The 12,652-nt window shown below is 63.3% G+C and carries 11 protein-coding genes; 6 read left to right on the top strand and 5 right to left on the bottom strand.

Features of this window, described 5'->3' with window-relative positions:
• The first annotated feature begins 92 nt into the window (after positions 1 to 92).
• The 6 genes from CJU94_RS31990 (at position 93) to CJU94_RS31965 (ending at position 6,146) form a co-directional block, all read left to right on the top strand.
• A complete protein-coding gene (locus tag CJU94_RS31990) occupies positions 93 to 1,175 on the top strand; it encodes a tartrate dehydrogenase (RefSeq protein ID WP_095422530.1) in 1,083 nt (360 codons plus the stop codon).
• Between the two features lie 44 nt (positions 1,176 to 1,219).
• Complete coding sequence (locus tag CJU94_RS31985; RefSeq protein ID WP_095422529.1) at positions 1,220 to 2,209, top strand: M14 family metallopeptidase; 990 nt, start codon at positions 1,220 to 1,222, stop codon at positions 2,207 to 2,209.
• A gap of 33 nt (positions 2,210 to 2,242) precedes the next feature.
• The gene (locus CJU94_RS31980) at positions 2,243 to 2,587 is read left to right on the top strand and encodes a cupin domain-containing protein (protein WP_095422528.1); all 345 of its coding nucleotides are present in this window, start codon (positions 2,243 to 2,245) and stop codon (positions 2,585 to 2,587) included.
• 350 nt (positions 2,588 to 2,937) lie between these two features.
• Positions 2,938 to 4,155: a porin gene (locus tag CJU94_RS31975; protein ID WP_095422527.1), complete on the top strand. Its 1,218-nt coding sequence runs from the start codon at positions 2,938 to 2,940 to the stop codon at positions 4,153 to 4,155.
• Between the two features lie 76 nt (positions 4,156 to 4,231).
• Entirely contained in the window at positions 4,232 to 5,590 is a 1,359-nt protein-coding gene (locus tag CJU94_RS31970) for an MFS transporter (protein ID WP_095422526.1), read from the top strand.
• Between the two features lie 229 nt (positions 5,591 to 5,819).
• Positions 5,820 to 6,146, top strand: coding sequence for a hypothetical protein (locus CJU94_RS31965; protein ID WP_095422525.1), 327 nt, complete (start codon positions 5,820 to 5,822; stop codon positions 6,144 to 6,146).
• Between the two features lie 23 nt (positions 6,147 to 6,169).
• Here CJU94_RS31965 and CJU94_RS31960 read toward each other — a convergent pair whose 3' ends face one another.
• From CJU94_RS31960 to CJU94_RS31940, 5 genes are all read right to left on the bottom strand, one after another.
• Complete coding sequence (locus tag CJU94_RS31960; protein WP_095422524.1) at positions 6,170 to 7,330, bottom strand: glycoside hydrolase family 53 protein; 1,161 nt, start codon at positions 7,328 to 7,330, stop codon at positions 6,170 to 6,172.
• A 126-nt stretch (positions 7,331 to 7,456) separates the two neighbouring features.
• Complete coding sequence (locus CJU94_RS31955; protein ID WP_095422523.1) at positions 7,457 to 9,421, bottom strand: beta-galactosidase; 1,965 nt, start codon at positions 9,419 to 9,421, stop codon at positions 7,457 to 7,459.
• Positions 9,422 to 9,458: 37 nt separating this feature from the next.
• Positions 9,459 to 10,310 carry a carbohydrate ABC transporter permease gene (locus CJU94_RS31950; RefSeq protein ID WP_095422522.1) on the bottom strand — a complete coding sequence of 284 codons (852 nt, stop codon included), beginning with the start codon at positions 10,308 to 10,310 and terminating at the stop codon, positions 9,459 to 9,461.
• Between the two features lie 19 nt (positions 10,311 to 10,329).
• The gene (locus CJU94_RS31945) at positions 10,330 to 11,235 is read right to left on the bottom strand and encodes a carbohydrate ABC transporter permease (RefSeq protein WP_095422521.1); all 906 of its coding nucleotides are present in this window, start codon (positions 11,233 to 11,235) and stop codon (positions 10,330 to 10,332) included.
• A gap of 84 nt (positions 11,236 to 11,319) precedes the next feature.
• Positions 11,320 to 12,573, bottom strand: coding sequence for an ABC transporter substrate-binding protein (locus CJU94_RS31940; RefSeq protein ID WP_095422520.1), 1,254 nt, complete (start codon positions 12,571 to 12,573; stop codon positions 11,320 to 11,322).
• Positions 12,574 to 12,652: the final 79 nt, after the last annotated feature.

Raw genomic sequence — 12,652 nt, 5'->3', positions numbered from 1 at the left:
TTAGTCTCAAACAGCAGGAATAAAATAGCCGTCATCGCATCGTCCGGCAGCCCCGGAACAGTCCCAAACAGTCTCAAGCGGAGGAGCACAACATGTCGAAGAAATATCGGATCGCAGTCATACCCGGCGACGGCATCGGTGTCGAAGTCATGCCGGAAGCCATTCGCGTGCTGGAGGCGGTGAAAGCGCGCTTCGGCATCGAGCTGGAGTATCAGCACATCGAATGGGCGAGCTGCGAGTACTACGCGAAGCACGGCAAGATGATGCCGGACGACTGGAAAGCGCAACTGCAGTCGGCCGACGCAATCCTGTTCGGCGCGGTGGGCTGGCCCGACACGGTGCCCGACCATATCTCGCTGTGGGGGTCGCTCTTGAAGTTCCGCCGCGAATTCGACCAGTACATCAACCTGCGCCCCGCGCGCCTCTTTGCCGGCGTGCCTTCGCCGCTCGCGGGCCGCAAGGCGGGTGACATCGATTTCTGGATCGTGCGCGAGAACACCGAGGGCGAATACTCGTCGGTGGGCGGCGTGATGTTCGAAGGCACGGAACGCGAATTCGTGCTGCAGGAATCGGTCTTCACGCGGCACGGCAGCGAGCGCGTGCTGAAGTTCGCGTTCGATCTCGCGCAGCGGCGCGAGCGCAAGAAGATCACGGTGGCCACCAAGAGCAACGGCATCGCGATCAGCATGCCGTGGTGGGACAAAGTCGCGGCCGGCATCGCCGCGCAATACCCTGACGTGGCGTGGGACAAGCAGCACATCGACATTCTCTGCGCGCGCTTCGTGTTGAACCCGGACCGCTTCGACGTGGTGGTCGCCACCAATCTGTTCGGCGACATCCTGTCCGATCTCGGCCCCGCCTGCACCGGCACGATCGGTCTCGCGCCGTCGGGCAACCTGAATCCGGACCGCAAGTTTCCCTCGCTGTTCGAACCGGTGCACGGCTCGGCGCCGGACATCGCGGGCAAGAACATCGCCAATCCGATCGCGATGATCTGGTCGGCCGCGATGATGCTCGACTTCCTCGGCAATCACGCAGGCAAGGAGCGCGAGGCGCACGACGCGATTCTCGCCGCGATCGAGGCGACGCTGGTGGAAGGCCCGCACACCGGCGACCTCGGCGGCAAGGCGAACACGACCGAAGTCGGCCAGGCGATCGCGGCGAAACTCGCCTGAGCTTGCCGGTCAATCCGTTCAACTCTCTGCCAGGACACATTCGCATGAGCTTGGAAGCCTATCCCATCGAAGTCGAATTCCCCGATATTTCGGCGCACGAACAATCGGCCTCCGGTATCGCCTACGTCCATACGTTCGACTCGGGAGCGCCGGGTCCGCACGTGATGATCAACGCGCTCACGCACGGCAACGAGGTGTGCGGCGCGATCGTCGTGGACGAATTGCTGCGGCGCGCGCTGCGGCCGCGGCGCGGGCGGCTCACGCTGGCGTTCGCGAACGTCGACGCTTATCGGAGCTTCGATTCCGCGCAGCCGGACGCGGCCCGCTTCGTCGATCAGGATTTCAATCGCGTGTGGACTGGCGCGGTGCTCGACGACACCTCGCGCACCTCCAGCGAGCTGGCACGTGCGCGCGTGATGCGCCCCGTGATCGACACAGTCGACATTCTGCTCGATCTGCATTCCATGCACGAGAAGAGCAAACCGCTGATCGTGGCGGGGCCGCTGCAAAAAGGCATCGATCTCGCCGTGCGGCTCGGCACGCCCGCGACCGTGATCTGCGACGAAGGCCATCCGGAAGGCCGCCGCATGCGCGATTACGAAGGCTTCGGCGAGGCCGCCAGCCCGAAGAACGCGCTCCTGATCGAATGCGGACAGCATTGGGAACGCAGCGCGGTTGCGGTCGCGCGCGACACCACGGCGCGCTTGCTGTTGCTCGCCGGCGTGGTGGATGAAGCAGATCTGCCGGCCGGCTGGCTCGCGCCGTTGCCGCCCGTGCAGCATATCGTCCGCGTGACGCAGCCGGTGGTGGCCACCAGCATGGATTTTCGTTTCGCGGCGCCGTACACGGGCCTCGAAATCTTTGCCGAGGCGGGCGCCGTGATTGGCTGGTCGAACGGCGAACCGGTCACGACACCCTACGACGACTGCATGCTCGTCATGCCTTCGTTGCGGCAACTGCGGCCCGGCGTGACCGTCGTACGGCTGGGCAAGGTCGAGCAGACCGTGACGAACACCGCAACCCCCGGCCAATGAAACGGCCCACGCACACTCAAAGGTAACGTAAAGATGAAGGTACAGCAGCTCAAACAAAGCGTGAATCTGCAGAATCTGGAGGACTGGGGCAAGGCAGGCCTGCCCGGCACGACGCCGATTCAGGTGTCGGGCGTGCAATGCGTCATCAAGGGCAGCGAATCCGTCGACACCGGCATTTTCGAATGCACCGCCGGCACGTATCGCCGCTCGGTCAAGCAGGCCGAGGTGATGCACTTCATCGCCGGACGCGGACGCTTCACGCCCGATAACGAGGAGACCATTCACTTCGAGAGCGGCGACACGCTCTTCTTCGAAGCCAATACCGAAGGGCTCTGGGAAGTCGAGGAAACGATGCGTAAGGTCTACGTCATCTTCTGAGCGCCGCGCCACGTTTTATCCCGAGCGCCGCGCCGCACCATGCCGCGCCTGCAAGGCCGGCGCTCCCCCTCCTGCCACTCCCCCCGCCTCATCATCCCGGCGCCGCGACCCGAGCCGCGGCCTCGCCGTTTCTTCGCGCTGTCCAGCGCCTTTTCCAATCGATGTGCATCTGCAACAGAGTCGGGTAATCCCGCGTTGACCCTGCGTTGTCATCTTACTTACAGTGCAGCCTTGTTCGCACATAGAAACGATGTTCTATATACGAACATAGCAGGCAAACAATTAAACGACGACCGGGTCGCCAAGAACTCTCACGTCAGTCGAAGCAGGTCGAATTGGAGAACACCCTCATGAATCGCAATATCACTATGACCCGGATCGCCTGCGCGATCGCCGCTCTCGCCAGCGCACCGGTTTTCGCGCAAAGCAGCGTCACGCTGTACGGTATCGTCGATGCCGGCATCGGCTATCAAAGCAGCGCCAGCTCGCTCGGCTCGACCTCCGGCGGCAAGTCCAAAGTGAACATGATCAACGGCGTATGGGCCGGCAGCCGCTTCGGCTTGAAGGGCGGCGAAGATCTCGGCGGCGGCACCAAGGCCATCTTCCAGCTGGAATCCGGCTTCAACTCGAGCACCGGCGCCCAGCAGTACACGAACGCGATGTTCGGCCGCCAGGCCTGGGTCGGCGTGACGAACCCGACCTACGGCACGCTGCAGGCCGGCCGCCAGTACACGGCGTACTACTCGATGCTCTCGCCGTACAGCCCGACCACGTGGCTCACCGGCTACTACGGCGCGCACCCCGGCGACGTCGACGCGCTCGACACGATTTACCGCGCGAACAATTCGCTGGTCTATACGTCGCCGAAACTGTATGGCTTCACGTTCAGCGGTTCGTACGCGCTCGGCGGCGTGCCGGGCAGCCTGAACCGCGGTTCGACCTGGAGCGGCGCGGTGCAGTACATCAACGGCCCGGTCGGCCTCGCGGTCGGCTTCATGCGCATCAACAACTCGACGCTGGGCGGCGGCGCCTACGGCGCGGATTCGACCGTGTCGAACAACGGCGCACAGCCGGGCGTGTCGGCCGTGACCAACGGCTATCAAACGGCGCAGGCGCAGCAGCGCTTTGCCGTGACCGGCGGCTACAACTTCGGCGGCGGCTGGGACGTGTCCGCGGCCTACTCGAATGTGCAGTACATTCCGGGTATCAACTCGAGCTTCCGCGATACGGCGATCTTCAATACAGGCGGTGTCGTGCTGCACTGGAAGCCGACTGTTTCGTGGGACTTCGCGACCGGCTACAGCTACACTCGCGCTACCAAGGCGAACGGCATCACGAGTTCGGCGCAGTACCAGCAGGTCAATCTGTCCGAGTACTATTCATTGTCGAAGCGCACCGGCCTCTACGCGTTGCAGGCATTCCAGCGCACCAACGGCAATACGCTGGGAACGGCCGGTTCGGGCCATATCATCAGCGCCACGGCAACCATCGGCGACGGCTTCCAGAGCGCGCCGTCGTCGTCGCGTAGCCAGTTCGCCGCGGGCGTGGGCATCGTGCACCGCTTCTAAAACGGCGCGCGACAGTAAAAAAGAGGAAGGCTCGTTACGGCGGGCCTTTCCGTATTCCGCAGTCAGGAGACACATCATGAGCCGCAGCAACGCTGTGAACGTTCAGACCTTCCTCAACGAACATCCCTTTTCGCCGTTCCAGTGGCTGGTCTTCTTCATGTGCTTCATCATCGTCCTGCTGGACGGTTTTGACACGGCCGCGATCGGCTTCATTGCGCCGTCACTGATCGCCGAATGGGGCATTACCAAGCCGGCGCTCGCGCCGGTGCTGAGCGCCGCGTTGTTCGGCCTCGCCTGCGGCGCGCTCGGCTCGGGACCGCTGTCCGACCGGCTCGGACGACGCTCGATGCTGCTCGGCTCGGTGTTGCTGTTCGGCGTGGCGTGTCTCGGCTCGGCCTTCTCGAACGGCATCGGGCAGTTGACGACGCTGCGCTTCATCACCGGCGTCGGCCTCGGCGCGGCCATGCCGAACGCCGTGACGATGATGGGCGAGTACTGCCCGGATCGTCGCCGCGCCACCGTGATCAATCTGATGTTCTGCGGCTTTCCGCTCGGCGCCGCGTTCGGCGGGTTTCTCGCCGCGTGGATGATTCCGCATTTCGGCTGGCGCAGCGTGCTGCTGCTCGGCGGCATCACCCCGCTGCTGCTGATGATCCTGCTGATGATCAAGATGCCGGAGTCGGTTCGCTACATGGTGGCCAACAGCCAGCCGGTCGAACGGATTCGCGCGGCGCTCTCGCGCATTTCGAGCGAAGCGGCGCAAGCCGGCACCTTCATCATGACCGAAACCGCGCCGCAAACCGGCGGCAAGGGCGCGGCCGTGGTGCTGTCGCGCTCGTACATCATCGGCTCGGTAATGCTGTGGATTACCTATTTCATGGGCCTCGTGATCTTCTACGCGTCGATCAACTGGATGCCGATCCTGCTGAAGGACGCCGGACTCACGCCGCAACGCGCGACGCTGATTTCCGCGCTGTTCCCGCTCGGCGGCGTGGGCGCCGTGCTGTGCGGCGTGCTGATGGACCGCTTCAACGCGAACCGCATCATCGCGGCCTGCTACGCGTTGACGGCCGTCAGCGTGTATTTCATCGGCCAGGCGGTGGGCAACGTGGGCGCGCTGGTATTCGTCGTGTTCGTCGCCGGCGTGCTGATGAATACCGCGCAATCGTCGATGCCGGCGCTCGCCGCCGCGTTCTACCCGACCGAAGGCCGTGGCACGGGCGTGGCGTGGATGCTCGGCATTGGGCGCTTCGGCGGGATTGCGGGCTCGTTCCTCGTGGCCGAACTGACGCGCCGCCACTTCTCGTTCGCGGGCATCTTCGCGATGGTCGCGGTGGCCGGTCTGATTTCGTGCGTGGCGTTGCTGATCAAGCAGGCGGCGCGGCCGCATGTGGCGAACGCGGGCGCTTCAAAAGCGGAGTCGTTCGGGCACTGAACCTGCGGGGTGCCGGCATTGCGGCGGCACGGCCGGCCGCGGATGCGCCCGATGATCCGATGGTTTTTTGAAACCGCCCGCAGGGCGGCTTTTCTCTTTGGCGCGTCGAGTGAAAAAACGCGGCGTGTCACTTCCCGATAAACTACGCGCTTGTTGACCCGTTCGGTTGCCGCGGTGGCGGATGCCAGCGCTTTCGCAACGTTGCTCATCTCACCACAGGATTCAAGGAATGAAACGCGTAGCCGTAACCGCGCTGCTCGCGGTGTGCCTCGCGCAAACGGCCGCTCAGGCCGTTGCACAAACCGTCAGCGATCAATGTTTTGCGATCGGCGATATCGCCGGGCAGGTCGCATCGTGGCGCGCGCACAAAAAGACCAAGGCGCAAGCGCTCGACCAGGCAGCCAGGTACTACAGGAACGCGGCTGACCGGCAAGCGGTCAGCGCCGTTATCGAAAAGATCTACAGTCCCGACGCGCCGCACATGACGCCGGATCAGGCCAGCATGGCGTTTACGTCGGACTGCGTGAACCGTCAGGCGCAGGCACCCGCGAAGTAGCACCCGCCGCGTTCCATTAGCCGCTAACGCTTGCGAAAGGCATCCAGCGACGTCAGCGCGTTGCCGTGGAAATCGAACAGGGTGTTGTTGTCCCACTGATCGCCGGCGCCGAGCTTCCATCCGACATTGGGCGTCGGAATCCATTCCGGCTCCCACCAGAACACGCCTTTGCCGTGGCCGTCCGGTATCGCCTCGACGATGTCCGTCAGCGCGCCGAGAAACTGCGCCTGGCCCGCCGGCGTCTGCGGATAAGTCGCCGACCCCACGTTGGTCATCGCGTTCGGTTCGGAATCGCCGTCGCTGGTGGTCCATGGATAGGCCGTCTCGACCACCATCACGTCCTTGTCGTAGCGGGTCGCGAGATCGTTCGCGTTGTTCTGCAGATCGCTCAGCGAGCCTTGCCACTGCGGGTAATAGGACAGGCCGATCACATCGAACGTGACGCCGCGCTGGGTCGCGCTGTCGAACCACCAGCGGCTCGTCGCGTTGTTGCCGCCGCTGTCGAGATGCAACATGACCTTGATGCGTTCATCGACGGATTTGACCGCGTCGTGTCCCGCTTTCAGCAATTGGGCGAGGTTGTCCCACTGATCGTACTTGCCGAGCGGCCACAGCATGCCGCCGGTGATCTCGTTGCCCACTTGCACCCACTCCGGATGCACGCCGTCGCGCTTGAGCATGTTCAGCACATTCGACGTGTACTCCGACAGCAACGCGCAGGTCTGCGCGATATCCTTGCCGGCCCACGCGTGCGGCGGATACTGCTTGCCCGGATCGGCCCACCAGTCGCTGTAATGGAAATCGATCAGCACGCGCATGCCGAGCGCGGCCGCGCGGCGCGCGAGTATGCGCACATGTTCGGCATTGTTGTAGCCGGCGGCGGGACTCTGATCGGCCGGGAAAAAGTTCGGGTTGCCCGGATCGTTCCAGACCTTGATACGAATCGAATCCACGCCGTGTTTTCTCAGCAGCAGCAGACAGTCGTGCGGCACGCCGTGCTCATAGAACTTCGCGCCGTTCGCCTCCAGTTCGAGCAGCGTCGATACGTCGGCCCCTTTCGCCAAGCGACCGCCACGACCTGAAGCCTGCAACTGCGCCGCGAGCGCCGGCGCGCCGGCCGTTGCGCCGACGCCGGCCGCGATCGCCGTGGACGCGAGCCAGCCGAGCATTTCTCTTCTGTTCATCTGTCATCCTCCATCTATTGATGGGCGGCTCTTTTGAAGGCCGCCTGGTCCCAGGTTGAAGCGCTTGAGTGTCACCCTCCGATGACACACACTGCTGGATGCGATTGCGCCGAACAGCCCGTCGGTTCAGACGTCCTTCCATGCGCAGACATCGCCGGTTTTCAGCAGCGCATTGCCGAGCACGAACGTCGCATCGGCCGGCGCCGGCACGTGCACGGACTGCGCGCCGAAATTGAACGCAAAGGTCAGATCGCCGCGCCGCCGGATGCGCAGGCCTTCCGCGAGGCGCTGCGTTTCGATGCCGGCATCGCGCGCGGCCTGCTCCAACAGCGTGCGATGCAATGCATGCGACAGCCACCCCGCCACATAGCGCACCTTGCCGCGCGAGAGAACCGCCGGCCACGTGTCGTCGAATTGCGCGTCGACATGCGTCTCGCCGTTGGCCCGCACGTGCTCGCGCCAATGGATTGCCACACCCCGCGCGCCGTCGATCGACAGCGCGGGCGCCAGCGTGGGTCGCAGCGTTTCGACCTCCAGCACCTGCATCGGCAGAACGCGTTGCAAGGCGCCGGGCGGCAGCGTGGAAGGAATCGCGAAGCTATCGGTTTTCGAGCCGCTGCGCGGGCCGAAGACCCATTGCGCTTCGCTCCGCTCGATCTGATTCACGAGGGCGTCGTCGATCACGGCGATGCTCGGCACGACCACCAGCGCATAGGCCGATAGATCCACGCGGCTCGACACGATATCCACGTCGAGCCCGAGTTCGCGCAACGATTCGTAGTAGTCGAACACCAGCGTCTGATAGTCGAAGGTCTTGCCGTGACGCTGAATCTCGAACATCCATTGCGTTTCGTAGTCGAAGACGACCGCAACCGTTGCCCGCGCGGGCGCGCCGAGTGCCGACAACGCGGCGCAGGCAGCGATCTCACGCGCCGCCTGCTGCACTTCGAGGCCGCCCGGCGACAGTTCGTTGTTCGGCAGATTAAGCCCGGAATGCATCTGCTCCTGCGCATACGGGCACTGACGCCAGCGGAAATACGACACCAGTTCAGCGCCGTGCGCGAACGCTTCATAGGCCCACAGACGGACCATGCCTTTGGCCGGCACCGGATTCCACGGTGCCCAGTTGACCGGCCCGGCCTGCTGCTCCATCACCCAGAAACGCCCGCTGCCGATCGCGCGATAGCGGTCGTGATCGAATGCGGAGACATCGGGATGCGCGGTGCGCGCGTAACGCGCCTTCTGTTCGTCGGGCAGCGCGATCGATTCGGTGCGCGCGATCGGATAGCTGTCCCATGCGGCGACGTCGATCGCATTGTCTTTGGCGAAGCGGTAATGGTCGAAGGTCGTGAAAAAGCCCATGAAGTTGTGCAGCAAGTCCGCAGTCGGCGCATGCTCGCGCAACACGTCGATCTGCTCGCGATGAAACTGCGCCACCTCGTCAGACATGAAGCGGCGGAAGTCGAGCAGATGAATCGGATTGGCGTCGGTGGGCGTGAGATTGGGCAAGCCGATTGCCTCGAACGACGGATACTCCATGCTCCAGAACACGTTGCCCCACGCGTCGTTGAGCGCCTCGACGGATTCGTGGCGCCGGCGCAGCCACGTCTGAAAACGGGTGAGCGCCGCAGGCGAATAGCTGGGCACGGTATCGTGACAGCCGAGTTCGTTATCGGTCTGCCACGCGACGATGGAAGGATGCCGGCCGTAGCGCTGCGCCATTGCCGTGACGACCCGCAGGCACTCGCGCCGATAGGTTTCGCTGGATATGTCGTAGTGACGGCGCGAACCGAAATTCCAGCGCGTGCCGTCGGCGCGCACCGGCAGCACGTCCGGATACGCGTCGATCAGCCACTTCGGCGGCGACGCGGTCGGGGTGCCGAGCACCAGTTTCAAGCCCGCGCCCGCCAGCGTTTCGACGGCTTCATCGAGCCATTCCCACGCGAATTCGCCGGCGCGCGGCTCCATCCGGCTCCACGCGAATTCAGCAATCCGCACGTGCGTGATGCCGAGCTCGGCGATTCGTTTCGCGTCGTCGGCCCACATCGTGCGCGGCCATTGTTCCGGGTAATAACAGACACCAAGTTGCATGAGAAAGTCTCGTGGTTAGATGACGTCGAACGGGCGCTCAGCCCTTGCTTGCACCGAAGGTCAGACCGGCGACGAAGTGCTTCTGCATCAGGAAGAACATCAGCACGGAAGGCAATGCGGCCAGCACCGAGCCCGCGGCGACCAGGTTCCACGCGGTCGTCCATTGCCCCTTGAGCGCCGCGACGCCCACCGTGATCGGCGCGGCGTCGTCGCCTTGCGTGAGACACAACGCCCAGAAGTAGTCGTTCCACACGAACGTGAACACCAGAATGCCGAGCGCGGCGAGCGCGGGCCGGATCAGCGGCAGCACGATGCGCAGGTAGATGGTCCACTCGCTCGCGCCTTCCACGCGCGCGGCCTCGATCATTTCGAACGGCAGCTGCTTGATGAAATTGCGCAGAAACAGCGTGCAGAAGCCGGTCTGAAACGACACATGGAAAATCACCAATGCCCACACGCTGTTGAAGAGTCCGACTTTCAGCGCCATGTCGCGCACTGGAATCATCAGGATCTGGATCGGCACGAAATTGCCGGCGACGAACGCGAACAGCACCGCCGTATTGCCAGGAAACCGATATGTCGCCAACGCAAAGCCCGCCATCGACGCCAGCGCGACTGCGCCGATCACCGAAGGCACCGTGATCAGCACGCTGTTGGTGAAGTAATGCAGCATCGGCGTTTGCGTGAGCGCGGCGCCGTAGTTTTCGATCAGCGCGAAGTGTTTCGGCCAACCCCAGTAATCGCCTTGCGAAAGCTCGTCCGAAGAGCGAATCGACGTGACGAGCACGGCCAGCATCGGCAGAAGCCAGATCAGCAGCGCGATGGGCAACGACGCTTTGTAGAGCGTGCGATTGAGCGGTTTCCAGCGTTCGACGGGAAGCGGATACATGACGCGTGACTCCTGAAGATCAGCGTTCTTCGCGCAGCATGCGGCGCAAATGGAACACGATGTAGACGAGCATGATGGCGAACAGCACGACGGCAATCGCCGCGGAATAGCCTTCGCGGTAGTACTTGATGGCCTGGTCGTACATGTAATAGGCGAGCACGGTGGAGCTGTCGAACGGACCGCCGCCGCTCATCACCGCGATCAGGTCGAAGCTGCGCAGCGCGCCGATCACCGTCAGCACCACGGCCATGAAGGTGGCGGGCCGCAGCTGCGGCAGAATCACGTGCCACAACAGCTTCACGCCGCTCGCGCCTTCCATGCGCGCCGCCTCGACCACTTCCGGATTGATGCCGGTCAGGCCCGTGAGATACAGCACCATGCAGAACGGCGTTTGCGGCCAAAGCGCCGCGAACACGATGCCGAACGTCACGGTGTGCGGGTCGCCGAGCACGGGAATGCCATGACCGACGATCAGGCGCAGCAAGCCGAAGCCGGGGTCGTAAAACCAGCTGAACACGAGTCCGACCACCACACCCGAGAGCACGAACGGCGCGAAGAACAGCGACTTCACGACGCGCATGCCACGGATATGCTGGTTCAGATACAGCGCGAACAGCAGGCCGAGCGGCGGCGCCAGCAGAAACAGCGCAAGCCAGATGAGGTTGTTCTTGAGCGCCGTATAAAACGTGTCGGCATGGAACAGTTCGACATAGTTGTCGAAACCGGCGAAGGTCTTCGGCGTCATGCCGTCCCAGTGATAGAAACTGAGCGAAATGCTGCTGATGATCGGATACACCACGCACAGGCAAAACAACGCACAGCCCGGCAACAGGAAGAAAAGCGCGGCGCGGTGCTGATGACGGCGCGTGGTCGAGACGCGACGGTGCGAAGCCGCGGGTAAGCGGCGCGCTGCGGAATGAGACATGGATCGGGCCTCGTCGAAAAGCGAAGGCGAATCGAAGACGGGCGCCGGCCGTTGCTATGCCGCCGGCGCTCCGTGACTGGCTTCCTACTTCTGGTAAATGCGCTTGCGGGTCGCTTCCAGACGCACGAGCACGGCGTCGAGTTGCGACGGATCGCTGTAGAACTGCTGCATCGCTTTCATGCCTTCGTCGGCCATTTCCTTTTGCATGTCGCGATCGTAGAACTGCGCGATGCCGCCCTTGGTGTTGGCAAGCGTCTGGAAGCCGACCTTGGAGATCGCGTCTTCAGGTTCGGCCGACTGGCTGTTCGACGGCAGCTGGCCCCAACCTTTCGCGAGATCGGCGTTGATCTGCGGCTGTTCCATGAAAGCGAGCAGCTTGCGTGCATCGGCCTTGTTCTTCGCTTTCGCAGGAATCAGCAGCACGTTGACCGGACCGTCTTCGGCCATCGGCACATTGGCGTCGATCACCGGGAAGCGGAAGAAGCCGGTTTGCGGTTTGAGGTTCGCCGGAATGCTCGCGGAGAAGAACGTGCCCATCAACATCATCGACGCCTTGCCGTTCACGAGAAACGGCGCGATCGAATCGAGGTCGTAGGAGAGCGCGTTATCGATGAAGTAGTGATCGTCGATCAGCGTTTTCCACGCGGCGTAGACCTTTTTCACACGCGCATCGGTGTACGGAATGTCGCCCGCCATCAATTGCTGGTGGAATGCGTTGCCGTTGATGCGAAGATCCAGGTAGTCGAACCAGGCGGCGAGCGTCCAGCTGTCGCGCGCGGCCACGGCGATCGGCGCCACGCCGCTTGCCTTCAGCTTCTTGCAGGCGTCGAGAAATTCATCCCACGTTTTCGGCTCGCTCCTGATGCCGGCTTTCTCGAACAGATCCTTGCGATAGAAGAAACCGTAGGCGTCGTAGCCGAGCGGCGCCGCGTACTGCTTGCCCTTATACGTCGACGCCTCCTTCACCGATGCATACTGCTGCGACCAGCCATTCCTGCTCCAATCCGGCGACAGGTCTTCGAGCAGGCCGCGTTGCGCGTAATACGCCATGCGCTCGCCGTCGTGCCACGAGACGACGTCGGGCGGATCGGTGGCGAGCCAGCCGCTCATCTGCACCTTGTACGCTTCCTCGGTGATGTAGGTCACCTTCAGATCGACATCGGGATTGGCTTTCTTGAACTTGTCGAACGCGTCCTGCCATGTGGAGCGCTGATTACCGCGCGCCGATACGTTGACGTTGAGCGTGGCGGCGTCGGCTGCGGCACAGCAGAGCGAGCCCGCGACCAGCGCGGCTGCGATCGACACGTGTGCAAGACGGCGAAGGCGAAGAGCAATCATCTTGTGTCTCCTTGATACCTTGTTGGCCGGCAGCGAGCAGCCGCCGGCGATGTAACCCGCTCTGTGGCGGAATTCGGCT

The organism is Paraburkholderia aromaticivorans (assembly GCF_002278075.1).
Lineage (GTDB): Bacteria > Pseudomonadota > Gammaproteobacteria > Burkholderiales > Burkholderiaceae > Paraburkholderia > Paraburkholderia aromaticivorans.
Note: the sequence above shows the minus strand (reverse complement) of the source record. Positions and strands in the feature narration are given on the sequence as shown.